The sequence below is a fragment of the Amycolatopsis sp. NPDC098790 genome, assembly GCF_044759945.1.
Lineage (GTDB): Bacteria > Actinomycetota > Actinomycetes > Mycobacteriales > Pseudonocardiaceae > Amycolatopsis.
In genome coordinates this window covers 600,081-625,483 of sequence record NZ_JBIWAI010000004.1, presented here as the reverse complement: position 1 = coordinate 625,483, position 25,403 = coordinate 600,081, and the positions used below count along the sequence as shown (strand labels likewise).

The 25,403-nt window shown below is 71.7% G+C and carries 19 protein-coding genes; 15 read left to right on the top strand and 4 right to left on the bottom strand.

Going from position 1 to position 25,403, the window contains the following annotated elements:
- Positions 1–193 precede the first annotated feature (193 nt).
- The 14 genes from ACIQWX_RS32265 to ACIQWX_RS32200 all read left to right on the top strand — a co-directional run bounded on the left by ACIQWX_RS32265 (position 194) and on the right by ACIQWX_RS32200 (position 18,562).
- Positions 194–1,756: a DUF6801 domain-containing protein gene (locus ACIQWX_RS32265; RefSeq protein WP_400879124.1), complete on the top strand. Its 1,563-nt coding sequence runs from the start codon at positions 194–196 to the stop codon at positions 1,754–1,756.
- Between the two features lie 118 nt (positions 1,757–1,874).
- Entirely contained in the window at positions 1,875–2,603 is a 729-nt protein-coding gene (locus tag ACIQWX_RS32260) for a hypothetical protein (RefSeq protein WP_400879123.1), read from the top strand.
- Positions 2,600–3,385 carry an MlaE family ABC transporter permease gene (locus ACIQWX_RS32255; protein ID WP_400879120.1) on the top strand — a complete coding sequence of 262 codons (786 nt, stop codon included), beginning with the start codon at positions 2,600–2,602 and terminating at the stop codon, positions 3,383–3,385. The genes ACIQWX_RS32260 and ACIQWX_RS32255 overlap by 4 nt, the downstream gene beginning before the upstream one ends.
- Positions 3,386–4,201, top strand: a complete 816-nt coding sequence (locus ACIQWX_RS32250) for an ABC transporter permease (RefSeq protein WP_364465254.1) — start codon at positions 3,386–3,388, stop codon at positions 4,199–4,201.
- A complete protein-coding gene (locus ACIQWX_RS32245; protein ID WP_400879116.1) occupies positions 4,198–5,394 on the top strand; it encodes an MCE family protein in 1,197 nt (398 codons plus the stop codon). The genes ACIQWX_RS32250 and ACIQWX_RS32245 overlap by 4 nt, the downstream gene beginning before the upstream one ends.
- Entirely contained in the window at positions 5,391–6,407 is a 1,017-nt protein-coding gene (locus ACIQWX_RS32240) for an MCE family protein (protein ID WP_400879113.1), read from the top strand. The genes ACIQWX_RS32245 and ACIQWX_RS32240 overlap by 4 nt, the downstream gene beginning before the upstream one ends.
- Positions 6,404–7,414: an MCE family protein gene (locus ACIQWX_RS32235; protein WP_400879110.1), complete on the top strand. Its 1,011-nt coding sequence runs from the start codon at positions 6,404–6,406 to the stop codon at positions 7,412–7,414. The genes ACIQWX_RS32240 and ACIQWX_RS32235 overlap by 4 nt, the downstream gene beginning before the upstream one ends.
- Entirely contained in the window at positions 7,414–8,412 is a 999-nt protein-coding gene (locus ACIQWX_RS32230) for an MCE family protein (protein WP_400879107.1), read from the top strand. Before ACIQWX_RS32235 ends, ACIQWX_RS32230 begins: the two co-directional genes overlap by 1 nt.
- Positions 8,409–9,380: an MCE family protein gene (locus ACIQWX_RS32225; protein ID WP_400879104.1), complete on the top strand. Its 972-nt coding sequence runs from the start codon at positions 8,409–8,411 to the stop codon at positions 9,378–9,380. Before ACIQWX_RS32230 ends, ACIQWX_RS32225 begins: the two co-directional genes overlap by 4 nt.
- Complete coding sequence (locus ACIQWX_RS32220) at positions 9,380–10,486, top strand: MlaD family protein (RefSeq protein ID WP_400879102.1); 1,107 nt, start codon at positions 9,380–9,382, stop codon at positions 10,484–10,486. The genes ACIQWX_RS32225 and ACIQWX_RS32220 overlap by 1 nt, the downstream gene beginning before the upstream one ends.
- On the top strand, positions 10,483–10,980 hold the full coding sequence (locus ACIQWX_RS32215; protein WP_400879100.1) for a hypothetical protein: 498 nt from the start codon (positions 10,483–10,485) through the stop codon (positions 10,978–10,980). The genes ACIQWX_RS32220 and ACIQWX_RS32215 overlap by 4 nt, the downstream gene beginning before the upstream one ends.
- Positions 10,981–11,117: 137 nt before the next feature.
- On the top strand, positions 11,118–11,597 hold the full coding sequence (locus ACIQWX_RS32210; RefSeq protein ID WP_400879098.1) for a hypothetical protein: 480 nt from the start codon (positions 11,118–11,120) through the stop codon (positions 11,595–11,597).
- Between the two features lie 144 nt (positions 11,598–11,741).
- The gene (locus tag ACIQWX_RS32205) at positions 11,742–13,025 is read left to right on the top strand and encodes an AMP-binding protein (protein ID WP_400879095.1); all 1,284 of its coding nucleotides are present in this window, start codon (positions 11,742–11,744) and stop codon (positions 13,023–13,025) included.
- The gene (locus ACIQWX_RS32200) at positions 13,022–18,562 is read left to right on the top strand and encodes an acyltransferase domain-containing protein (protein WP_400879093.1); all 5,541 of its coding nucleotides are present in this window, start codon (positions 13,022–13,024) and stop codon (positions 18,560–18,562) included. Before ACIQWX_RS32205 ends, ACIQWX_RS32200 begins: the two co-directional genes overlap by 4 nt.
- Here ACIQWX_RS32200 and ACIQWX_RS32195 read toward each other — a convergent pair.
- The 4 genes from ACIQWX_RS32195 to ACIQWX_RS32180 all read right to left on the bottom strand — a co-directional run bounded on the left by ACIQWX_RS32195 (position 18,559) and on the right by ACIQWX_RS32180 (position 23,840).
- Positions 18,559–19,752: a PucR family transcriptional regulator gene (locus tag ACIQWX_RS32195; RefSeq protein ID WP_400879798.1), complete on the bottom strand. Its 1,194-nt coding sequence runs from the start codon at positions 19,750–19,752 to the stop codon at positions 18,559–18,561. The two genes, ACIQWX_RS32200 and ACIQWX_RS32195, sit on opposite strands and share 4 nt — an antisense overlap.
- A gap of 32 nt (positions 19,753–19,784) precedes the next feature.
- Positions 19,785–20,975: a helix-turn-helix domain-containing protein gene (locus tag ACIQWX_RS32190; RefSeq protein ID WP_400879795.1), complete on the bottom strand. Its 1,191-nt coding sequence runs from the start codon at positions 20,973–20,975 to the stop codon at positions 19,785–19,787.
- A 403-nt stretch (positions 20,976–21,378) separates the two neighbouring features.
- Complete coding sequence (locus ACIQWX_RS32185; RefSeq protein ID WP_400879091.1) at positions 21,379–22,293, bottom strand: alpha/beta fold hydrolase; 915 nt, start codon at positions 22,291–22,293, stop codon at positions 21,379–21,381.
- Between the two features lie 338 nt (positions 22,294–22,631).
- On the bottom strand, positions 22,632–23,840 hold the full coding sequence (locus ACIQWX_RS32180) for a helix-turn-helix domain-containing protein (RefSeq protein ID WP_400879088.1): 1,209 nt from the start codon (positions 23,838–23,840) through the stop codon (positions 22,632–22,634).
- Between the two features lie 198 nt (positions 23,841–24,038).
- Here ACIQWX_RS32180 and ACIQWX_RS32175 point away from each other — a divergent pair, with 198 nt between their 5' ends.
- On the top strand, positions 24,039–25,235 hold the full coding sequence (locus tag ACIQWX_RS32175; RefSeq protein WP_400879085.1) for a helix-turn-helix domain-containing protein: 1,197 nt from the start codon (positions 24,039–24,041) through the stop codon (positions 25,233–25,235).
- The last annotated feature ends 168 nt before the right edge of the window (positions 25,236–25,403 follow it).

Genomic DNA, 25,403 nt, shown 5'->3' with positions numbered 1-25,403 from the left:
CGCCGCCATTCGCCGGGCACGTGACAATTTCCGCGAGGCCGGATAGCACGCACGTGACAACCGCTGACCTGCGTGACCGTTCGCGGCGGGGCCGGTCCCCTGCGCGTGACAAAGAAATCCGCCCTGCTTGTTAACCCACTTTCGCGGAGGTACTTTTCGCTGAAATTACCCCCATTCCCCGAGGTGACGATCCGTGAAGTTTTCGTGGAAGTCGAGAAAGCCCGCCTACGGCTTGGCCGTGGCGACCGCCGCGGGCGTCGCGGCGACCGTCGCGCTGGTCGGGGCGGGGCCGAGCCAGGCCGCGCCGGTGAGCCTGACGCTGAACTACAACTGCCCGTTCCCGCTGATCGGCGACCAGGTACTGACGGTCAAGATCGACACCAACCTGCCCGACGACGCCGTCGCGGGCTCGTCGTCGACGCCGATCACCTTCGACGTGGACGTCACCGTGCCGGAGACCGCGACCGAGGGCCTGGCCCTGGTCGGCGCCACCTCGCTGGACGGGAGCGCGAAGGCCGCGGCCCAGCTCAAGTACCCGGTCGACAAGACGCTGAACCTGAACCTGCCGCTGACCATCGCCTCGACGCCGGTGCCGCCGTCGGGCGCGTTCCACGTCAAGAGCAGCGGCAAGGCGCCGGCCGTGACGTTCCCCAGCCCGGGCACCGCGTCGGTGACGGTCGGGAACTTCAGCACCACGATGACCCCGCGCACGGCGGACGGCCAGCCGACCGACCTCGGCACGTTCACCTCGGACTGCGTCGCCGTCCCGGGCCAGAACCAGCAGCTGGGCACGTTCGAGATCAAGCCGGCGGGCGGCACCACGACGCCGACCACCCCGACGACGCCCACCACGCCCACGACCCCGACGACCGAGCCGACGACCCCGACCACGGAGCCGACGACTCCCACGACGGAGCCGACCACGCCGACCACGGAGCCCACGACCCCGACCACGGAACCCACGACACCCACCACTGAGCCGACCACCCCGACGACAGAGCCGACCACGCCGACCACGGAGCCCACGACTCCGACGACCGAGCCGACGACTCCGACCACGGAGCCCACGACTCCGACGACCGAGCCGACGACCCCGACGACGGAGCCCACGACTCCGACCACCGAGCCGACCACGCCGACGACGGAACCGACGACCCCGACCACGGAACCGACCACGCCGACGACCGAGCCGACGACCCCGACCACCGAGCCGACCACGCCGACGACCCAGCCGACCACCCCGCCGGGCGGCATCGACGTCAAGTACTCGGTCAAGGGCAAGTCGCAGCTCAAGCAGCTGCACGCCACCCTGCCGCTCGGCCCGGGCACCCTGGACGCCAAGCTCGACGCCGCGTCCGGCAAGTTCGGCGCCCGGCTGGCGCTGCCCAAGTCCGACGTGGACTTCCGGGTGCTCGGCTTCATCCCCGCGTCCGCGACGGTGAAGCTGAACCAGGTCGGCGCGATCAACGGCACCCTCGCCGGCGGTGCGGTCAAGGCGAACGCCCAGGTGGACGTCCAGCTCACCAAGGTCCGCGTGTTCGGGTTCCCGATCCTGTCGTCGAACTCGTGCCACACGGTGCAGCCGGCCGATGTGCCGCTGACGTCGGCGGCCGGGTTCGACCCGCTCAAGGGCGGGAAGCTCACCGCGACCTACGGCATCCCGCGGTTCACCGGCTGCGGCTTCCTGACCGGCCTGATCACCGGCATCACCTCGGGTCCCGGCAACAAGCTGGAAGTGAACCTGACCAAGAAGTGAAGTTGTGACGCGGCGCGGAAAAACCGCGCCGCGCAACACTGAGCGGCATGACAATAAACGCGGATTCCTTGTGTGACAACGGGAATCGTGAGTAACTACGAACCATGAGGAACTACGGATGTCAGTGCTGACACGCGCGGTGCCGCTCCTGCTCGTGCTGGCGCTGACCGCGTTCTCGCCCGGGGCGGAAGCCGCGCCGGGCGAGAACGCGGCCGTCGAACCCCAAGCGGCGACGTCGATCCCGTTCGGGTTCACCCTCGGGGACGCGCAGCAGCCGACCACGAGCCACGTCGCCAAGCTCGGCTCCGACATCGCCTTCCCGCCGGGCACCTTCGACGGCGCGCTGGGCGGTCTCACCAACACCGTGCCGATCTCGGGCAAGCTGAACATCCCGCCGACGGACGGCTACTTCGTCGCGTTCCGGTTCATGGCCACCACCGGCCGGGTCGAGATCGTCCCGGACGGCGACGCCACCGGCATGGCTACCGTGAAGACCGGCAAGGACACCAACTGCAAGGCCACGCAGACGAACATCTGCGCCGACACCGACGTCACCGCGAAGGTGTTCATCAAGCTCTCGGACGCGCAGGTGGACGGTAAGACCCTCGACGTCGGGCCGAACTGCCGGACGGCCCAGCCCGCGTCCGTGAACATCAAAGCGCTGGTGCCGATCTCGCTGCCGGCCCCGCCGGTGAAGGTGACGTCGACGTTCACCGCGCCGCCGTTCGCCGGCTGCGTCGGGCACGAGGACGTGAGCCGGCTGCTCACCGGCCTGGTTTCGGGGCCGGGCAACACGTTCGTCTCGAACTTGACGTTGCGGTGCTTCAGCAGCGGGTGCAAGGCATGACGATCCAGGTGCAGCAGCGGGCCGCGAACGGCCTGCGCGAATTCGGCCGCATGTGCGCGATGGGCCTCGACATCATCCTCGCGATGTTCCGCCGCCCGTACCAGGTGCGCGAGTTCGTCCAGCAGTTCTGGTTCATCGCCAGCGTGTCCATCACGCCGGCGATCCTCGTCTCGATCCCGTTCGGCGCGGTGATCTCACTGCAGCTCGGCTCGCTCACCAGCCAGATCGGCGCCCAGCAGTTCGACGGTGCGGCGAGCGTCCTGGCCGTCGTGCAGCAGGCCAGCCCGATCGTCACGACGCTGATCATCGCCGGCGCGGGCGGCAGCGCGATCTGCGCCGACCTCGGTGCGCGCAGCATCCGCGAGGAGATCGACGCGATGGAGGTGCTCGGCGTCTCGCCGATCCACCGGCTGATCGTGCCGCGGGTGCAGGCCGCCGTCGGCGTGTCCGTGCTGCTCAACGGCTTGGTCAGCGTGGTCGGCGTGCTCGGTGGCTACTTCTTCAACGTCATCATCCAAGGCGGGACGCCGGGTGCGTACCTGGCCAGCTTCAACGCCCTCGCGCAGCTGCCCGACCTCGTCGTCAGCTCGGTCAAAGCCGTGATCTTCGGGTACCTCGCCGGGGTCGTCGCCTCCTACCGCGGCCTGAACCCCAAGGGCGGGCCGAAGGGCGTCGGCGACGTCGTCAACCAGTCCGTCGTCATCACCTTCCTGCTGCTGTTCTTCGTCAACACCGTGCTGACCGCGCTGTACCTGCAGCTCGTCCCCGCGAAGGGAACCTGAGTGGCCATCCTCGGCAAACCCGGTGACCGGCTGTTCGACCTCGGCGACCAGCTGCTCTTCTACGTCCGCGCGATCGCGGCCGTCCCGCTCGCCGTCACGCGCTACTTCCGCGAGGTCGTCCGGCTGCTGGCCGAGGTGACGTTCGGCAGCGGCGCGCTCGCGGTCATCGGCGGCACGATCGGCGTGATGGTCGGGCTGTGCGTGTTCACCGGCGTAACCGTGGGCCTGCAGGGCTTCAGCGCCTTGAACCAGATCAACATCTCGGCGATGACGGGGTTCCTGACGGCGTACTTCAACACCCGCGAGATCGCGCCGCTCGTCGCCGGGCTCGCGCTGTCGTCCACTGTGGGCAGTGGGTTCACCGCCCAGCTCGGCGCGATGCGGATCTCCGAGGAGATCGACGCCCTCGAAGTGATGGCCGTGCGGAGCATGCCGTACCTGGTCACCACCCGGATCGTCGCCGGGTTCATCGCGATCATCCCGCTGTACGTCATCGGGCTGCTGATCTCCTACCTCGGCTCGCGGCTCACCACGGTCGTCTTCTTCGGACAGTCCGGCGGCACCTACGACCACTACTTCACGCTGTTCCTGCCGCCCGGCGACGTCCTGTGGTCGTTCGGGAAGGTGCTCGTCTTCAGCGTCGGCGTGATCCTGACGCACTGCTTCTACGGCTACCGGGCCAGCGGCGGCCCGGCCGGGGTCGGCGTCGCGGTCGGCCGGGCCGTGCGGACGTCGATCGTGCTGATCAGCGTCCTCGACCTGTTCCTGTCCCTGGCCATCTGGGGCGCGACGACGACGGTGAAGGTGTCGGGATGAGCCGGTTCGGCACGCAGCTCGCCGGGGTCGCGTTCCTCGGCGTGCTCGTCCTGCTCGGCTACCTCGCGGTCGCCATCTACGACAAGGACTTCGACGACTCCGAGGTGGTGACGCTGCGGGCGGACCGGGTCGGCAACCAGCTCGCGCCGACCGCCGAGGTCAAGGTCAAGGGCGTCCCGTTCGGCGAGGTCCGTGCCGTGCGCAGCACGCGCACCGGCGCCGAGATCGACCTCGCGCTCGACCCGGCGAAGATCGGCCTGCTGCCAGAAAACGTCTCCGCACGGCTGCTGCCGAAGACCGTGTTCGGCGAGCGGTACGTCAACCTCGTGCTGCCGGACCGTCCACAGGGGACGCTCGCGGCCGGGGACGTCATCGGGCAGGACAAGTCCGCCAACGCGATCGAGCTGGAACGCGTCCTCGGCGATCTGCTCCCGCTGCTGCGCGCGGTCCAGCCGCAGAAGCTGAACAGCTCGCTCGGCGCGATCTCGCAAGCCCTCGACAACCGCGGTCAGCCGATCGGTGACAGCATCGTGAAGCTGCAGGACCTCCTCGGTCAAGTGAACCCGCTGATGCCGCAGTTCAAGGCCGACATCACCGGGCTGGCGAACGCGGCCGACGTCTACACCACCGCCGCACCGGACATCCTGCAAGCGTTGACCGACCTGTCGACCACTGCGAAGACCATTGTGGACACCCGTGCGGACCTCGACAGCCTGTATTCGAGCGTCACCAGCGCCACCGGGCACCTGAACGACTTCCTGCGCAAGAACAAGGACAACATCATCGGCGTCTCGGCGGCAAGCCGGCCGTCGCTGGAGCTGCTGGCGCAGTATTCGCCCGAGTTCCCGTGCCTGTTCGACGCCGTCAACCGGCTCAAGCCGCTGATGGAGAAGGCCCTGGGCAAGGGCACCAACGAGCCGGGCCTGCACGTGACGCTCACCGTGCAGGACCCGCGCGACAAGTACGTGCCTGGCCGCGACAACCCGCGTTACGACGCCACCGGCGGCCCGAAGTGCTACGGCGGCGGGGCCGCGGCGTCGGGTGCTACGGACGGCGACCTCGGCCCGGCCAACTCGCTGGGGGAGCGGCAGCTCGTCGCCGAGATCCTGAAGCCGACGCTGGGTGACGTGCCGGACTGGAGCAGTGTCCTGATCGGACCGGCGCTGCGGGGAACGGAGGTGACCGTCCGATGAGGAGCGTGGTGGGCCCCGCCGTCAAGGGGCTGATCTTCTTCCTGGTGACCGCGGTCGCGACCGGGATCCTCGCGACCACGATCGCCAACTCGAGCGTCGGCGCGACGATCGGTTACACGGCCCGGTTCACCGACGCGACCTCGGTCAACCCCGGCGACGAGGTCCGGATGGCCGGCGTCCGGATCGGCCAGGTCGATTCGGTCGAGGTCGTCGAACACCGGCTGGCCGACGTCGACTTCTCGGTCGACCGCACCCACCGGCTCACGGCGTCGGCCGCGATCACCATCCGCTACCGCAACCTGGTCGGGCAGCGGTACCTCTCGGTCGACCCGGGCGCCACGGACACCTCGCCGACGCTGGCCGAAGGCGCGCAGATCCCGTTGGAGCGCACCAAGCCGGCACTCGACCTGACGGCGTTGTTCAACGGCTTCAAGCCGCTCTTCCAGGCGCTGTCGCCGAACGACGTCAACCAGCTGTCGTTCGAGATCATCCAGGTCCTGCAGGGCGAGGGCAGCACGATCGAAAGCCTGCTCCGGCACACGGCTTCCCTGACGTCCACTTTGGCCGGGAAGGACGCCGTGATCGGCCAGGTCATCGGCAACCTCAACACCGTCCTCGACACCGTGAACGCCCAAGGCGACCAGTTCGACGCGCTCGTCGACACGACCGCGCAGCTCGTCACCGGCCTCGCCGCGGACGCCAAGCCGATCGGGCAGGCCATCGGCGGGCTCGGCGAGCTGACCACCGCCACCGCCGGCCTGCTGCAGCAAGGACGTCAGCCGCTCAAGGACAGCATCACCGCCCTCGGCGACCTCTCGAAGAACCTGGCCGACAACACCCCCGTGTTCCAGCAGTTCATCGACAACCTGCCGAAGAAGCTCGACCGGATCGGCACGCTCTTCTCCTACGGCTCGTGGGCGAACTTCTACCTGTGCGCGGTCGACTCCGACGCGAAGCCCGCGCCCGGTGGCCCGCCGCCGGGCATCCCCGTGACCGCTGCGAGGTGCCGATGAAGCCGCCGCGGATCAAGCCGTTCCGCTCCCGCAACCCGATCGTCGTCGGTGCGGTGACCGCGCTGGTCATGGCCCTGGTCGGCGGTGCGACGTTCTTCTCGGACGACTTGCCGATCGTCGGCGGGGGCACCACGTACAAGGCCGAGTTCCACGAGGCCGCCGGGCTCAAGCCGAACGACGAGGTCCGCGTCGCGGGCGTGAAGGTCGGCGAGGTCACCGACGTGCGGCTGGCCGGCGACCACGTCGAGGTGCTGTTCCGGGTCAAGGACACCTGGATCGGCAACCGGACGACCGCGGCGATCAAGATCAAGACGCTGCTGGGCCAGAAGAACCTCGTCCTCGACCCGGTCGGCAACGGCGAACTGAACCCCGACCAGCCGATCCCGGCCGAGCGCACCAGCTCGCCCTACGACGTCACCGAGGTGTTCAACGACCTCGCGAGCACGGTCGGGGCGATCGACACGAACCAGCTCGCGCAGGCGTTCCGCGTGCTGTCCGACACGCTCGGCGCGTCGGCGCCACAGGACGTGCGGACCGCGTTCGACGGCATCGCCGCCCTGTCGCAAACGCTTGCGTCCCGGGACGACGAGCTGGTCAAGCTGTTCCAGAACACCAACCAGGTGTCGAAGACCCTTGGCGAACGCTCCGACCAGATCCAGGCGCTGATCCGCGACGGCAACACCCTGCTCACCGAGCTGAACGCGCGCAAGGATGCCATCGCGCAGCTGTTCACCGGCATCAAGAACCTCTCGATCCAGCTGCGCGGTCTGGTCGCGGACAACCAGCAGACACTCGGCCCGGCGCTCGACCAGCTCGACCGCGTCGCCACCGTGCTGCAGCAGAACCAGGGGAAGCTCGAGGACAGCCTGCGCCTGGCCGGCCCGTTCTACCGGCTGCTCGGCAACGCCGTCGGCAACGGCCGGTGGATCGACACCTACATCTGCGGGCTCATCCCCACCGGCACCACGCCGGGCAGCTGCCTGCCACCGAAGAACGGGGGACGCTGATGGCCCACCAGCTCATCGACCTGGGAGCCCAGGCCCGGCGGCGAACACGGCTGCGGGCCCTCACACTCGGCGTGCTCCTCGCGCTGGTGGTCTCGGCCGCCTGGCCGATCGCCACCGCGCCGGCCGAGCGCATCCTGACCGCGTACTTCGCCGCCGCCGTCGGCGTCTACCCGAACTCGGACGTCCGCGTCCTCGGCGTCGCCATCGGGTCGGTGTCCAAAGTGGAACCGAACGGCACCGACGTCAAGGTGACCATGACGTTGAAGCCGGACGTCCAGCTGCCCGCCGACGCGGGCGCGGTGGTCATCACCCCGAGCCTGGTCGCCGACCGGTACGTGCAGATCACGCCCGTCTACCGCGGCGGGCCGCAGCTGGCCGACGGCGCGTCGATCCCGCGCGAGCGCACCGCGACCCCGGTCGAGGTCGACGACCTCCTGCACAGCCTGAACCAGCTGATGACCGCGCTCGGCCCGCAGGGCGCCAACAAGGACGGCGCGGTCAGCGAGGTGCTGACCAAGTCGGCGGAGTACCTCAACGGCAACGGCCAGACCATCGGCACGGCGATCAAGAACCTCGGCGAGTTCGCCCGCGCGGCGAGCGACTCCAAGGACGACCTGTTCGGCTCGGTCGACAACATCAGCAAGTTCACCGCGATGCTCGCCGCCAACGACGGCCAGGTCAAGCAGGCCATCTCGCAGATCGCGTCGCTCAGCCAGGTCCTGGCCGACCAGCGCGACCAGTTCTCCGGCGCGCTGACCGAGCTGACCCAGGCCCTGACCGTCGTGCAGGGGTTCGTCAAGGACAACCGCGGCAAGGTCCAGTCCGATGTGGACAAGCTCGCCGACGTCACGAAGGTGCTCGTGAACCAGAAGGACTCCCTCGCCGAAGCGCTCAGCGCGGCCCCGAACGCCCTGACGAACCTGCTGGCGGCCTACGACCAGGCCAACGGGACCATCGACGGCCGCGGCAACCTCCTCGAGTTCGCGGAGCCGAAATGAAACCCCTGGTCAAGCTGGCCGCGGTCGTCACGCTGGCGCTGGTCACCACCGGCTGCGGGCGCGGCGTGAGCGTCTACGACATCCCGCTGCCCGGCGGCGCCGCGCTCGGCGACCACCCGATCCACGTCACCGCGAGCTTCACCAACGTCCTCGACCTGGTGCCGCAGTCCGGGGTCAAGGTCAACGACGTCCCGGTCGGGCAGGTCGTCAAGGTCGAGCTGGCGCCGGACGGGCACAGCGCGCTGGTGGACCTGCTGCTCAACGGCGACGTCGACCTGCCGGGCAACGCCGTCGCGCGGCTGCGGCAGGCCAGCATCCTCGGCGAGAAGTTCGTCGAGCTGGCCCCGCCGGACGACGCGACGCCGTCCGGGCGGCTCCTCGACGGCGCGAACATCCCGCTCGACCGGTCGACGCTGACACCGGAGATCGAAGAGGTCTTCGGGGCGTTGTCGTTGCTGCTCAACGGCGGGGGTATCGCGCAGGTGCAGAACATCAGCCACCAGCTCAACGAAGCCCTCGGTGGTCGCGAAACCGCGGCACGCAGCCTGCTGTCCAGTTTGGACGCTTTCGTGAAGGGGCTCGACGAGCACCGCACCGAGATCACGCGCGCCATCGAGAGCGTCAACAAGCTGGCGCAGACGTTGAACGCGCACACCGACCAGATCACCACGACGCTCAACGGCCTCACGCCCGGCATCGGCGTCCTCAACCAGCAGCGGGAAGCGCTGGTCGGGATGCTCAAGTCCCTCGACGGCCTGACCTCGGTCGCCGTCGACACGGTCAACCGCAGCAAGGACGACCTCGTCGCCGACCTGAAGGCCCTGGAACCGTTGCTGCGGCGGCTGGCCGACTCCGGGGACAAACTTCCGAAGGCCATGGAGATGATCTTCACCTTCCCGTTCCCGGACGCCGCGCTCGACACGATCCGCGGCGACTACCTCAACGGGTTCCTCAAGGTGGGCCACTGATGCTGACCCGGTTCGTGCGCGTCCAGGTGACCCTCTTCGTGGTCATCGCGGTCCTCGGCGTCGCCTACGTCGGAGCGACTTATGCGGGGCTGGACAAGGTGTTCTTCGACCGCGGCTACACGGTGAAAGCGCAGTTCCCGACCGGCGGCGGCATCTTCACCAACGCCGAGGTCACCTACCGCGGCGTCCCGATCGGCCGCGTCGGCGAGCTGCGGCTGACGCCCGCCGGGATGGAGGCCGACCTCGAAATCGACTCCGGCACCGCACCCGTCCCGGCCGACACCGAAGCCGTCGTCGCCGACCGGTCGGCCGTCGGCGAGCAGTACGTCGACCTGCGGCCACGCACCGACGGCGGCCCGAAACTGCACGACGGATCGATCATCACCCAGGCCGACACGAAGATCCCGTTGCCGGTGGACGTCGTCTTGTCGACAGTGGACTCGTTCGCGAACTCGGTACCCAAGCCCGCGTTGCGCACGGTCGTCGACGAGCTGTACAACGCGACGTCCGACGCCGGGCCGGCGCTGGACCAGCTCGTCGGCCGCGGCATCGAGTTCGTGCAGGCGGCGAGCGCGCACGTCGCGCCGCTGACCCGGTTCGTCACGGACGCGCACACGGTGCTCGACACGCAGGTGCAGCAGGCCGACGCGATCCGCGAATTCGGCGCCAACGCGAAGCTGCTGGCGGCCACGCTCAAGGAGTCCGACGGCGACCTGCGCACGCTCATCCCGGCGGTCCCCGCCGCGGCGAACGAGGTTGGCGCGCTCATCCGCGACTCCGGGCCGCAGCTGGGCGTGCTGCTGGCCAACCTGCTGACCACCGCGGACGTCCTCGAATCCCGCCGGGACGGGCTGCGGCAGCTGCTGATCACTGCGCCGCAGGCCGTCGCCGCGGGCAGCGCCGTGATCCGGCCGGACGGTGCGCACTTCGGGCTGTCGCTGACGTTCTTCGACCCGCCGCCGTGCACCACCGGGTACTCGACGCCGTACCGCGACGGCCTCGACACCTCGACGCGCCCGCTGAACACGGCCGCGCGCTGCGCGCTGCCGAAGGGAAATCCGACGAACGTGCGGGGTTCGCAGAACGCACCGGGAGGACGGCCGTGAGGATTGTCGCGTGGCTGGCAGCGGTCCTGGCGACCGTCGCGGCCGGCTGGTCCGGGTACACCTGGTGGCAGGCGGCGCACGACGACGGCGTCGCGCGGGCGGTGGTCCGCGAGGACGCGCTGGCGGCGGGCCGGACGGCCGTCGCCGGACTGACCACTTTGGACTACCGGCAGGCCGCGCCGGGGTACCAGCACTGGCTCGACCTGTCGGGTGGCGCGTTGCACGACGAGCTGGCTGCCGATCGCCAAGGCAGCCTCGACCGGATCGCGCAGGCCAAGACCGTCACCACCGGCAAGGTGACCGACGCGGCGGTGACCGAAGTGGACACCGGCGCGGGCACGGCGAAGCTGCTCGCGTCGGTCGAGCTGGTGGTGGCGCCCGACGGCGGCGACGCCGTGACGAAACGCAACCGGTTCCAGGCCGACTTGACGCGCGGGCCCGACGGCTGGCGGGTCACCGGGCTGGGCCAGGTCCCGACGGGGGAGACGCCATGACCGTGCCGACGAAGAAGCGGGCCGTGAAGGTCGCGGGCCGCCACCACGAGTCCGCGGACCAAGACCCTCGTGAGTGTGAAACAGGGTTAGAACCCGGTTCCTCACTCACAACCACCGGGCCACGGCGGCGGGGGAGGGTGGCGCTCGCGGTGGTGGCGGTGGTCATGGCCGGGCTGGCGGTGTGGTTCACGCTCGAAGCGCGGAGCACGAACGCCGTCGTCGCGCACAACACCGCGCTTTCCGACGCCGCGGGCACGGCCGAAGCCGGCAAACAGATCAGCGCGGCGCTCGGCACGCTGTTCTCCTACCGCTACGACGACCCGGCCAAGAACGAACAGGCGGCGAAGGACCTCCTCGCCGGTCCCGCGCTCGCGCAGTACGACCAGCTCTTCGGCCAGGTCCGCAAGCTGGCCGCGGACCAGAAGCTCGTGGTGACCTCGACCGCCGTCGCGTCCGGCGTGAAACTGCTCGACGGCGACCGCGCGGCGCTGCTGGTGTTCCTCGACCAGACCGGCACCCGCGGTGACGGGCAGCGGAGCACCGGGGCGGCGCAGCTGAGCGTCACGGCCGAGCGCGTAGCCGGGAAGTGGCGGGTCACGGGGCTGGCCGCGGCGTGATTGTCACGTTGACAACAGGCGTTGCCCGCGTCGCAGTGAACGGAATGACAAAGTATTTGCGCGCATTCCCGGTTCGTTGACACGGATTCAACGCGGGAAATACGGTGAATCACCGATCCGCCGCGAGAAATGCGCGAGGAATCCATGCTCACGAGTTCTGAACGGGTCTTCGGCAGCCGCGTTGCCGGGACCGGCGCCCCGACGCTTTCCACCTTGCTGGCCGCCCGGGCCGCGGTGGCGGGCGACGAGCCGGCGCTGACGTGGCTCGCGACCACGTGGACGTGGGCGTCCCTGGACCGCCGCGTGACGGCCGTCGCGGCGGCGTTGCGCCAGGTCACCGAACCCGGGCAGCGGGCGGCGATCCGCATCGCCCGGCCGGTGGACCACGTCGTCGCGTTCCTCGGCGCGATCCGGGCCGGTCTGGTCGCGATCCCCTTGGACACCGGAAACGCGGCGGCGTTCGCCGACGCGTCGATCGTGCTGGCGACGGCGGACACCGTGGCCGCCACCCGGCGATTCCTGTCCACGTTGGACACCTGCGGGCACCGCGTGCTGGCCGTCGATATCGTCGAAGAAGCGACGGGGGAATTCACCGAGGACCCGGTGGCCGCGGAAGACGTGGCCTATTTGCAGTACCCGGCGGGTGTGATGGTCACGCATGCGAACGTGGTGGCCAACGCGCGCCAGGCGGCCGCGGTGCTCCCGGGGCGGACGGTCGTGAGCTGGCGGCCGCCGAGTGATCCGCTCGGGTTGCTGCTCGCGGTGGCCGTACCGATCGTCACCGGGCGGCCCGCGGTGCTCTTCGACCGCCGTCAGCCGCCTTTCCCCGTTCCGCTCGATGCCGGCACGTTGGCGAGTGCCGCCGATCCGGACGTGGAGCGGTTCCGTTCGGTGTTCGCGGGCTCGCTGCGGGTGTGTCACGTCGTGGCCGAAGCGACGGCGGTGGTGACTGTCGAGGGACTGCCCGCCGGCCAGTCGATCGCGATCGTCGACCCCGACGGCCGTCGGCGGCTCCCTGGCGAGGTCGGCGAAATCTGGGTGAGCGGGCCGAACGTCGGCCGCGGCTATTGGCACCGGCCGGAGGAGTCCGCGCGCGTGTTCTGCGCGTTCCTCGCCGATGACGACGAGCCCCGCTGGTGGCTGCGGACGGGGGACCTCGGGTTCCTGAACGAGGCCGGCGCGGTGTCGGTGCTCGGCAGAGTCGTCGCGGGTCACGACTCGCGAAGCCTCGAGGAAACGGTGAGGGGGGCGCACCCGGCGGTGCGCGAGGCGGCCGCGTCCGGTGGTGAGCAGGCGGTGGTCGTCGTCGGGCTGGTGCCGGGAGCGGCGCCACCTCGGGGTGAGGTCGAGCGAGCCGTGCGGACCGCGCTTTCCGCGGAGTACGGGCTGACGCCGCGAAGGGTCGTCGTGCAGGGTGGCCTGCGGTGAACGACCCCGACGAGCTGCGGCGGTGGCTCACCGAGCGGATCGCCGGGCTCGCGGGCCTCGCGCCGGAACTGGTCGACGCGGGGGTGCCACTGGCCGAGCTGGGGGTGTCTTCACGGGACGCGGCTCTGATCGCGGCCGAGTTGGGAGAGCTGCTCGGCCGCGAACCCGACTTGAGCCTGCTCGGCCGGTACCCGTCGATCGCGGCACTGGCGGCGGCGCTCGACGCCCGGCCGCGGCCCCGGGCGGCCGAACCGGTGGCGGTGCTCGGCATCGGGTGCCGGCTACCGGGGATCGAATCGCCTGACGGGCTCTGGCACGCGCTGCTGTCGGGCGCTGTCCGGGGTGCTTTTCCTTCCGGGTTCGACGCGGCTTTCTTCGGCATGGAGGTGGCGGAGGCGGCGGAGCTGGACCCGCGGGAGCGCCTGCTGTTGGAGACGACGTGGGCGGCGTTGGAGCACGCGGGCATCGCCCCGAGCACCCTTCGCGGCAGCAGGACGGGCGTGTTCGCCGGGGTCGCGGCCGGGGCAGGGGCGATCGCGACCGGGGTATCGGACTGGTTCGACCTGCGCGGGCCCAGTTTGGCGGTGGACGCGGAGGGATCGTCGTCGTTGGCGGCGGTCCACCAGGCGGTGCGAGCGCTGGCCGCTGGGGAGGCGGACTTGATGGTCGCGGCGGGGGTGGACGCGTCGGTTGCCGGGGTGGTGGTGCTGAAGCGCCTGTCCGATGCCCGCCGAGACGGAGACCGGGTTCTGGCGGTGATCCGAGGCAGCGCGGTTGGTGCGGCGGGGCGCGCGGCCGGTTTGCCGGCGCAGGTTCTGGCTGACGCTCATGCGGTGGCGGGTTCGGATCCGGCCACTGTGGACTACGTGGAGACACAGGGGACATGGGCGGAGGTGCGTGCGCTGGAGGCGGTACTCGCCGGCAATCGAGGGGGCGGCCGGCCACTGCTGTTCGGCACGCCGGTGGGGTCCGGGGATCTCGGGGCTGCGGCGGGAATCCTCGGGTTGGTCAAGTTAGTACTCGCGCTGTGGCACAACCGGATCCCACCTACAGTGCCGGGCGCCGAGCCGGATCCGGTTCGACCGGCAGATGAGGACGAGCCGGTGGGCGGGGTTACGCCGCCGGTTCCGCGCTCGGATCTGGGGCGGCTTCCCGATGTGGAAGAGCTGGCGGGTGGGGTTGCGCCGGTGGGTCCGCGGTCGGATTTGGGGCGGCTTCCCGATGTGGATGAGCTGGCGGGTGGGGTTGCGCCGGTGGGTTCGCGGTCGGATCTGGGGCGGCTTCCCGATGTGGATGAGCCGCCGGGCCAGGCGGCGCCGGTGGGTCCGCGGTCGGATTTGGGGCGGCTTCCCGATGTGGATGAGCTGGCGGGCGGGGTTGCGCCGGTGGGTTCGCGCTCGGATTTGCGGCGGCTTCCCGATGTGGATGAGCTGGCGGGTGGGGTTGCGTCGGTGGGTTCGCGCTCGGATCTGGGGCGGCTTCCCGATGTGGATGAGCCGCCGGGCCAGGCGGCGCCGGTGGGTCCGCGCTCGGGTGAAACTCGCCGCTCCGATGTGGATGAGCCGTCGGCCCGGTCCTTGCCGTCGCGTTTGCGCCCTCGCCCAACTCACCTGTCCCTTGTGGACAGACCCACCGACTGGCCGCGCTATGGCGGGACCGCCCGTGCCGGGGTTTCGGCGTTCGGGCGCACCGGTGCTCACCTCGTGCTCGAAGAATGGCCGAAGCCCCTCACTCCCGCCGCGCCCGGGTCGCGGTGGAGTGGGCGGCCGCAGATCTTTGCCCTCTCCGCCCATTCGGAATCCGCCCTTCGCCGCCGGGCCGGCGATCTGGCCGACTGGCTCGCCGGGCCCGGCCGCGCCACTGCTCCCGGTGATCTCGCCGCCGCGCTCGCCCGGCGGCGGGACCACCTTCCCCTCCGTGCCGCCGTCGTCACGTCGTCGCGGGCCGCCCTCGTTGGCGGGTTGCGGGCGCTCTCCGAGGGGCGGACCACCGCCGATGTCGTGCGCGGCACCACCGGGCGCGAACTTCCGCGGCCGGTCTTCGTCTTCTCCGGTGCCGGTTCGCAGTGGCCGGCGATGGGGCGGCGCATGCTCGGCGCCGAACCGGATTTCCGCGCCGCCGTTGCCGCTCTGGAGCCGATCTTCCTCGCCAAGGCCGGGTTCTCGCTGCGGGCCGCGCTGCGCCGGCCGCTCGGCGATCCCTCCGTGGTCGCGCCGCTCGTGTTCGGCACTCAGGTCGCCCTCGCCCACTGGTGGCGGACGCACGGTGTCGAACCCGCCGCCGTGCTCGGGCACTCGACCGGGGAGGTTGCCGCCGCCGTTGTTGCCGGTGCGCTGGACGTCGGTGACGGTCTCGACATCGTCGTCACCGCCGCGAACCTCCTTGCCGAACTTCCGCCGAGTGCGATGGCCGTCGTCGAGCTGCCGGCCGCCGAGGTGCACGAGCCGGGCATCACCGTCGTCGAGTACACGTCGCCGACGCAGTGCACCGTCGCCGGCGACGCGGAGCAGATCGCCGCCCTCGTGTCCCGAGTGGACGGTCTCGGCCGGCTGGCGCGCCGGCTCGAAGGAACCGGGCACACGGCCGCCGTCGAGCCGGTTCTCGGACGCTTCCGCGCCGCGCTCGGTCATCTGCGGCCCCGGCCGCCCGCGACGAGGTGCTATTCCAGCGCGCTGGAGGCGCCGGTGTTCGACGTGGACCACTGGGTCGCCACCCTCCGGCGGCCGGTCCGGTTCACCCAGGCGGTCGCCGCCGCCGTCGCCGACGGGCACCGCTGGTTCGCCGAGATTTCGCCGCACCCGATCGCCTTGCCCGCCGTCGAGCAGACCGCCGCCGGCGTCCGGACGCTGGCCAGCCTCAGCCGCCGCGACGGTGAAGAAAACGCTTTCGCGCACTCCCTCGCCGAACTGCACACCGCCGGGCACCCGGCCGTGCTCGACCGCCGCTACCCGGAGGCGCCCGTGCTCGACCTGCCCCCGCCGCCGTGGGACCACCGGACGTTCCGCGCGCCGCGGCGGGCCGCGAACCACCCGCTGCTCGGCACCCGCGTCGAGGTCCCGGGTGAGGACCGGCATCTCTGGCAGGCGACGGTCGCGCCGGACTCGCCCGCCTGGCTGGGCGAACACCGTGCACACGGCGTCCCGGTGTTCCCGGCGACGGCGTTCCTGGAGCTGTTCCTGGCCGGCGCGCGAGAGCTGTTCGGCACCGGCCGCGTCCGCGTCGACGGCCTCGAAGTCCACCGGGTGCTCGCGGTGACCGGGGAAACGGTGCTCAGCACGGAAATCCGCATTGACGGCACCGCCGTGGTGCGGGCGAAGGCGGGCGCGAGCTGGGTACGCCACGCGACCGCATGGGTTTCGGCCGACACCGATCCGGCGCCGGCCGCACTGTCTCAAGTGGACAAAGAACTGCCGCCCGCGCCGCTGGGGTACGCGTTGCACCCCGTCCTGGCCGGCGCCTGCCTGGGTCCCGGCGAGCCCGCCGGGTTCGGCCGGGTCCGGCTGCTCGGCGACGCGGGCCGAGGCGTCCGGTGCCGCAGAGACGGAACCGAAGCGGCTCAGCTCGTCACCGAGGACGGCGAGGTCGTCGCCGACTTCGCCGACGTCCGCTTCCGGGCGCCCGGTGCCGTGCCGCTCGCCGCCCGCGCGTTCGGGACGACCTGGCCGGAAGTTCCACTGCCGCCGATTCCGCCGAGCGGAAGGAATTCGTGGCTGCTGCTCACCGACGAACACCCGGCCGCACTGGGCCGGGCCGTCGCGCTCGCCCTCGCACTGGCCGCAGCCGGCGACGAAGCCCTTTCACTGCCGCAGGACGACCTCGACGAGCTGCCGCGCTTCCTCGCCGAGCGGCCGGTGCGGGGTGTCGTCTTCCTCGCCGGCGCCCCGCACGCCTACCACGACCCCGAAGACGCCCGTGACCTGCTGGACGTCGTCCGGTCCGTGGTCGGCCGCCTGGGACCGGACGTCCGGTTCCACCTGGTCACGCAGTCGAGTGGCGAGCCGGGGCTGGCGTTCCTGCGTGGTCTCGTGCGCGTGCTCGCTCATCAGCGGCCGGGCCTGCGGGCGACGCTCGTCGACTGCGACGCCCGGTCCGATGTGGACGTTCTCGCACGCGAGCTGCGCGCCGACGCCCCCGACGACGAAGTGCGCTGGCGCCACGACGTCCGGTACGCGACGCGGCTGACCCGCGTCCCGCTCGTCGACAGCGGTTCGACCGGACCGGGCGCCTACGTGATCACCGGCGGCTTCGGCGCGCTGGGCCTGGCCACCGCCCACTGGCTGGCGAGCAACGGCGCAACGCGTATTGTCCTTTGTGGACGTAGAGATACCTCAATTGACTTGTCCGAAGTGGACGTCGTGATCATCGCGGGAGACATCGCGGCACCCGGCGTCGCCGAACGAGTTGTCGCCGTGGCCACCGCGAATGGCCTGCCACTGCGGGGAATCGTGCATGCTGCGAACGTCCTCGGCGAAGACGTCGCGGCCGTGTGGCGCCCCAAGGTCCTCGGAGCGCGACGCCTCCACGAAGCGACCGCCGACACACCACCGGACTGGTGGCTGAACTACACGTCGACAGCGGCGCTGTTCGGCGCGCGCGAAGAAGAGACGGCCCAGGCGACGGCGGACGCGTGGCTGGACGCGTTCGCGGCCTGGCGCCGCTCGCGCGGCCTCCCCGCGACGACGGTGCACTGGGGCCCGGTGCCCGAGATCGCCGAAGCCCTGCCGGCCGTGCTCGCGTCCGACCGGGCGTCGGTCGGGATCGCGCGACTGGATGCGAGCGACCTCGTCCGGCGGCCGTACTTCGAGGCCGTGCTGGACGGCGTCGTCACGGAGGCCACCCCGCGCGACCGGCTCACCGGCATCGTCGCCGGGCTGCTCGGCCACGCGGTGCCGCCGGACGTACCGCTGGTCGAGCTGGGCCTGGACTCCTTGACGGCGATGCGCGCGCGGGCCGCGGTCGAGCGGGAGTTCGGCGTCGCGCTGCCGGTGCCGCTGTTGCTGGGCGGGGCCCGTCTCGACGACCTCGCCGGCTACGTGACGGGCACGCCCGTTCCCGCGCCGCGGGTCCGGCGGACGGGCGTGCCGCTCGTGCTGTTCGGCGAGCCCGGGGTGTACCGGCCGCTGCTCGACCGCCTCGGCGACGAGCCCTGCCAGGTCCTCGACGTGTCCGATGTGGACGCGGCGGTCGATCGCCTGGGGTCGTCCGGGCCGTACCGGCTGGGTGGCTGGGCGGCCGGCGGCGTGCTGGCGTTCGAAACCGCGCGGCGGCTGGCCGCACGCGGCGAACGGGTCGACGTCGTGGTGCTCTTCGACGCCGAAGCGCCGCCCGACGCCGAGCCGTACGCGGGCCGGGTCGTGCTCTACGCGGCGGGGGACGCGGCCGCATCCGGCTGGACGGCGTGCTGCGCGGACCTGCACGTCGAGCCCGTGCCGGGTGACCACCGGTCGATGCTCGAGCCGCCGCACGTGACGGTGCCGGCCCGGCACCTCGCCGCCGAACTGGCCGGCCGCACCAGCCCCGGCATCACGCCGGTCTAGGCCAGGGTCGCGCGCAGGGCGAGGATCATCTCGAAGCGGTCGTCCGGGTCCCGCAGGTGCTCGGCGAACATCGCCTCCAGCTCCTGGGCGCGGGCCCGCACCGTCTGCGGGTGGATCGCCAGGCGGTCGGCCACCTCGCGGACGTTGCCGCACGTCTCCAGCCACGCCAGCAGTGTCCCCGCCAGCCGGTTGTACTGCTTCGGGTTCAACGCCGTCAGCGGGGCCAGCCGGCGCCGGGACACCTCCGTCGCCAGGAACGGTTCCTTGCGCAGCCACAGCGTCGCCAGGTGGTCTTCGCACCAGGTCAGCGGCTCGTCCGGCAGGACGTCGGGGATCAGCCGCAGCGCCTCCTGCGCCGTCGCCAGCGAACGGGCCGCCTGGCGCGGGGGCACCGGCGGGCCGACCGCGGCGCGGTGCCCGGCCAGCGCGGCCGTCAACGCGGCGCGGTCCGACGGCGCCGGCAGCAGCAGCCGCGGCGTCCCGTCCTCGAAGTCCTCCAGCGCGCCCAGGCCCGCGACGTCCACGGGCCCGTCCAGCGCCACCGCGACCAGCCGGTGCGGCAACGGCCAGTCCGCCGCCGTCGCCGCTTCCTGGACCGTCCGCGACGGCGACGGCGGGTCCGCCAGCAGCAGGTCGAGCAGCCGGCGGCGACGCCGTTCCAGTGCACCGGCGGCCCGGGCCTGCGCGGCCGCGTGCCCTTCGATCGACAGCGCCGACAGCTCGTCGATGTAGGCGAAGATCGCCTCGGCCAGCAGGCACAGCGTCGCCGACGGCACGCCCGCCCGCGTCCCCACCTCGGCCATCCGCCGCCACGTGACGCGCGCGCCGACCCGGTAGGCCGCCTGCAGGACGTCGAGGTTGCGGCCCTGCGCGAGCTCGTGCACGCCGAGCCCGACGAACACCTTCCGCCGCGAGTCCGGGATCGGCCCGGACGCGGCGATCCGGTCGATGAACTGCAGGATCGCCGCCTGCACGCCCGCCCGCAGCGCCTTGCCGAAGGCGCCGTCGAGCGGCCGCGCGTAGTCCGGGATGGTCCGCTGGATCTCGCGCAGCACCTCGTCGGCGACGTCGAGCAGGCGCGGCCGGAACACCGCGGCCAGCTCGCGGGGGAGCATCGCCCACAGCCGGCCCGGACGGCCGTCGTCGCCGAGCATCGGCCCGAAAGTCGTTTCGCCGGACGGTCCCGTCACAAGCCTCACCACTCCTTCGGGATGAGCCGATCTCAGGAACCGAGCAGGGCCTCCGCCCGCAACGCGATCTCCATGTCGAGCCGGTCGTCGGCGTTGTTCAGCCGGTCGCCGAACAGGTCGATGAGCTGGTGCATGCGGTACCGCACGGTCTGCGGGTGCACCTTGAGCTTCTTCGCGATCTCGGGCGCGCTGCCGCGGGACTGCAGCCAGATCAGCAGCGTCTCGCCGAGGCGCGCCCGCTGCTTCGGGGTGAGGTCGTTGAACGGCTCCAGGCTGCGCGAACACAGCTCGCGGACCAGGAACTCGTCGGCGAGCAGCCACAGCGTGGACAGGTGGTCGGTGCAGCGGGTGACCGGCGCGTCCGGCAGCACCCCGCGTTGCACGAGCTTGAGCGTCCGGCGCGCCCACAGCAGCGACCGCGGCGCGTCGGTGAGCCGCACGGTCGGGCCGATCACCGCCCGCCAGCCGGCCAGCCGCTCGCCGAGGTTCTTCAGGTGCTTTTCGGCGTCCCCGGTGACCAGGCACGGCTCGCCGCCCTCGAGGTCGACGAGGACGTCGGCGTGCAGGTCCGGCGCGGCGAGGCTGTGCTGGTCGGCGCGCGGTTCGAGGGCGACGACCGTGACCTCGGCCGGCAGCGCCCACTGCGCGGTCGCGGCCTGCGCGCTGATGGTCTGCGGTGCCGACGGCGGGTCGGCGAGCAGCAGTTCGAGCAGGCGTCTCCGGCGCCGCGCCCGGGTGCCGGCCGCGCGGGTCTGCGCCGCCGTGTAGCCCTCGATCGAGAGCGCGGAGATCTCGTCGACGTAGGCGAAGATGGCCTCGGCCGACGTGCAGAGCGTGTCCGCGGCGACGCCGGCGGCCTGCCCGAACTCCGAGATGTGCCGCCACGCGACGCGCCCGCCGACCCGGTAGGCCGTCTGGAGGCAGTCGAGGCTGCGGCCCTCGTTGAACTCGATCTTGCCGAGGTTGCGGAACACGGTCGTCCACGTCTCGAGCGGCACGGCACCGGGGGTGCCGACACTGTCGAGGCACTGGATGATCGCCTGCCGGACACCCTGCGTGATGATGTGCCCGAACGCGCCTTCGAGGGGCTGGCGGTACTCGGGCACCGCCCGCTGGACCTCCTGCAGGATGGCGCGGGCCAGCGGGTCGACCCGCGGCTTGAAGCGGATCGCCAGCTCACGGGGCAGCGAAGCCCACAGCCCGATGGCGCCGGAAGCGCGCACGGGCCGGGGTTCGCCGGCGGTCCGCTGGGTCGGGGGGTAGGCGGGCCGGGGCCGGTCGGCCGACACGGACTGGTGCCGGTAGGCCGGTCCGGAAGGGCGTTCTCCGGGGTTGGGCCGTCCCGCGCGCAGGGCGGGGGCGGCGAACCCGGTGTCCACGTCGGTCATGTGTTTTATCCTTGCTGGCAACAAAACCGGCCTCTTCGTCGTCGAAGCCGGTCCGGATTTTGTGGCTCAGGCAACATAATTTCGCGCGAACCGCAGTGTCAACGGGTTCTCCGCTGACTTTGCGGTAACCCGTCCGGACTACACCCGAACGGGTGGAACGGCGCGATGTGAGGTGACACTTCCGCTTCGCGCGGATGGTGCGCGGGTGACAACTTTTCCGCGGGGCGTTTCCGGGGGTTCACCACCCGGCCGTCAGGCGGGCGACGACGTCGTCGAGCGTGCGCCGCGCGGGTTCGGTCGCCGTCACGAACTCGTGCAGGAGCAGGCGGAACCCGTCCGGATCGGCCACGTGCGGAAAGTGTTTCATGTTTTCTCGCACGGTCAAGCGGCTGTTCGGCAGCAGCTCCGCCGCCCGGCGGCCGTGCGCGACGGGGATGAGCGGGTCGCGCGCGCCCCAGACCAGCAGCACCGGCACGTCTTCGGCGAGGTAGAGCTTCTCCAGCGCGGTCGCGCGCTGGCCGCGCAGGTCGATCAGGCTGCGCGCGATGGAGAAGAACGCCCGCCGCCGCGCCGGGTCGGCGAGCGAGCCGAAATGCCTTGCCAGCTCCCGTGTTTCAGTTTTCAACGACCCGCCGAGCCGGCGCCCGAGCCGGGCCGCGGCGCGCGCGACCGCCAGCGTGCCCCGGTTGACCGCGCAGGCCACGACGGCCCGGGCGCCCGGCAACGCCGTCGCGCGCAGCACCGGGCTCACCTCCGGGCCGAGCCCGGCACTGGCGACCCGGACGAGCCGGTCGCACATTTCCGGGAACTGGTAGGCGAACTGCAGCGCGACGCCGCCGCCGAGCGAGTGCCCGACGACGGTCGCGTGCCGGACGCCGGACACCGCCAGCACGTCCCGCACGGTGCTCGCCAGCGCGCCGAGACCGTAGTCCGCGCGCGGTGCCTCGGATTCGCCGTGGCCGGGCAGGTCGAGCGCCAGCACGCGCTGGCCGAGCGCCGCGCACCTCGTCAAAAACGGTGTCCACGTTTCGGCGCTGCCCGCGATCCCGTGCAGCAGCACGACCGCTTCGTCGCGCGCACCCGCCGCGGGCAGGTGCTCGTGCAGCCGGATGCGGCGGCCGTGGAGGGTCAGCGTGCGCGTCTCGAGTGTCATCGGGAGCCCTTTCTCGCGGAGCCGAAAATAGGGCATCCGACTACTCGCGCCGGATGTGTCGCACGCCACTTCGCCGGAATGCGGGTGCGCGTGACAAGAACGGCCGCCGAAAGGCGATCGCGGGTGCGGGGTTTCCCGGTTCACCCGGTTATGCGTATCGACATTCCGCCGGTATCCGCGTATTCCTCGAAGGCATGGTCGCAATGACGCACCGGACGCGCTGATGTCCTGCCGCGCGAGTTTCCACCCCTATTCGCGGGAGCCCCGGCCGCCGCGGCCGGTGCGGCGCCCGTGGCGGCGCGTGCTGCCCGTGCCGGTGCGCGCGCTCGACCGCGCCCTCAGCGCTCCCGCTCACCGTCCGGCCGGTGCGCGCGCATGAGCCGCTGAGCCCGCAGCGCCAGCTGCATGCCGAGGCGGTCGTCGGCGTCCTTGAGCCGGTCGCCGAACAGCTCCTCCAGCTGCCGCAGCCGGTTGCGCACGGTCTGCGGGTGGACGCCGAGGCGCTGCGCGATCTCCGGGGCCCCGCCGCGCGTCTCCAGCCAGGCCAGCAGCGTCTCGCCGAGCCGGTCGCGCTGCTTTTCGCTGAGCGATTCGAACGGGTCGAGGCTCTGCCGGGCCAGCTCGGCGGCCAGGAAGTCCTCCGCGAGCAGCCAGAGCGTGGCCAGGTGGTCGCGACACCAGATGATGGGGCCGGGCACGTCGGGCCCGGACAGCAGCAGCGCCCGGCGGGCGGTGCGCAGCGCGGCCGGGGCGTCGGCGAGCGGCACGGTGGGTGACACCGCGGCCCGCCAGCCGTCGAGCTTGGCTTCCAGCGGTGCGAGGTCGGCGTCCGGGTCGCGGGTCAGCAGGTGCGGCTCGGGGCCGTCGAGGTCGGCCAGGACGCCGTCGCCGAGCAGGTCGGCGGGGAAGCCGGCGGCGTCGGGGCCGCGTTCGAGGGCGACCATCGCGGCGGTCTCGGGCAGTGGCCAGCCGGCCCCGCCCGCGAGTTCGGCGATGCTGCTCGCCGCACCTTCCGGAGCCTGCACGATCAGCTCCAGCAGCCGCCGTCGCCGGATCGGGACGGCGCCCTCGGCCTCGGTCTGCGCCCGCTGGTAGCCCTCGATCGCGGTGGCGCAGAGCTCGTCGACGTAGGCGAAGATGGCCTCCGCGGCGACCGAGATCACGGCCGGGTCGACGCCGGCGGCGACGATGCCGGGGTGCATCGCCCGCCAGGCCACCCGGGCCCCGACGGTGGCGCTGTCCTGCAGCGCGTCGAGCGTGCGGCCCTCGGTGAACTCGATGCGGCCGCGGCCGCGGTAGAAGTCGATCCAGTGGTCGTGGGCGAGGTCCGGTTCGCCCATGGAGTCGACGCAGTGCTGGACGGCGTACTGGACGCTCTTGACCAGGACCTTCCCGAAGACGCCCTTGAGCGGCTGGCCGTAGGCCGGGACCGTGCGCTGGACCTCCTGGATCATCGCGGCCGCGGCGCGTCCGACGTGCGGGCGCAGGCCCGCGCCCAGCGCGCGCGGCAGCGAGGCCAGCAAGCGGAAGCTGCGGTACTCGACCACCGATCCCCCTTCGAGTCGGTCCGGGCGGAGCAGAGCGTATCCGACGGTTGTGTCACTGAAAAATCAACGAGGTGTTCCCGGAAAGGGTGACGGGATGACGTCCTTTTGACACGGACGGGTGGGCGTCCTACGCTCCGTGTCAGGTGGTGGGGGCCAATTCCGAGTGTCGATTAATCCCGGTGGAGGACCGAATTCCCCATGCGCGGTTCTCCTGCTTCGGACGGCTCGGTGTGGGCCCGGCTGCCCCACGAGCTCGGCGACGCGGTGCGCCCGCGGATCCCGGAGATCGCGCGGGCCTGCGTCGACGGCATCGCCGCCGAGATTTCGGAATATTCCGGGAGTTTCGGCCGCGGCCCCACGCGCGTCGCGGCGATCGAGCAGGCGCGGCGCGGGATCGAGCGGGACATCGACCGCGTCGGCACGCCCGCGCTGTGGCAGGCCGACCGGCTGGCCGAGTTCCGCGGGCACGGGCGTGAGGCGTTCCACAATGGCCTGAGCCGCGAGGCGGTGCAGGCGGCGGTGCGCGTGTCGAGCCGGGTGACGTGGCGCTGGATCGCCGACATCGCCCGGGAAGCCGGCTTGTCCGGCGACGTCCTGTACGGCGCGGCCGAGGGCATGTTCGCCGACGCCGAGACGTCGATGGCGGCGGTCGCCGAGGGCTACCGCGCGGCCGAAGCGGCGATGTCCGGCACGGGCGAGCGCCACCGCCGTCTCCTGCACGCACTGCTCGGCGGCCGCACACCGGCCGAAGTGGACGGTCTGATCGCGGCTTCGGGACTGCCGGTGCCGGCTCGGCTGGCGGCGGTGGCGTTCCGCGCGTTGCCGGGCGCCCCGGAGTTCCCGCCGGGGTTGTTGCCGGAGCACGTCCCGGCCGACCCGTCGGGCGACCCGCCGGCGGCGCTGACCCCGGGCCCGGACACGGATCTGACGGGGTTGGCGGGGCTGCCGGCGGGCTGGACGGCGGCGGTCGGGCCGTTGGTGCCCCCGGCGGCGGCGCCTGAATCGTTCCGGGTGGCCCGCCGGGCGCTGGACTTGTCGGCGCGCGGGTTGCTGGACGCGCCGGGGCCGGTGGTGTGGTGCCGCGACCACTTGACGACGTTGCTGCTGCTGGCCGACGAGTTCCTGGTGTCCCAACTGGCGTCGGCGACCTTGGCGCCGCTGGTGGGGTTGCCGGAGCGGCGGCGGGAGCAGCTGGCGGAGACGTTGCTGGCGTTGGTCCAGACTCGCGGGAGTGCGCCGGAGCTGGGGCGGGTGCTGGAGCTGCATCCGCAGACCGTCCGGGCGCGGTTGAAGAAGCTGGGCGAGCTGTTCGGGGCGCGGTTGGACGATCCGGGCGAGCGGTTGCGGATGGAGCTGGCGCTGCTGGCGGAACGGGCGTTGCCGAGCGGCGAGTGAGCCGGCGGGTGGCCTGGTGTCCTGAACGAGTCGTTCATGACACCAGACGGCAGGGGTCCGGCAAAGTCGTGTCGGATCGCTCCTGCAGCGGCTCCGCCGACGTTGTGAATGACTCATTCATGTCCTCCCAAGCCATGAATGAGTCATTCACGGCATCCGGCGCGAGCC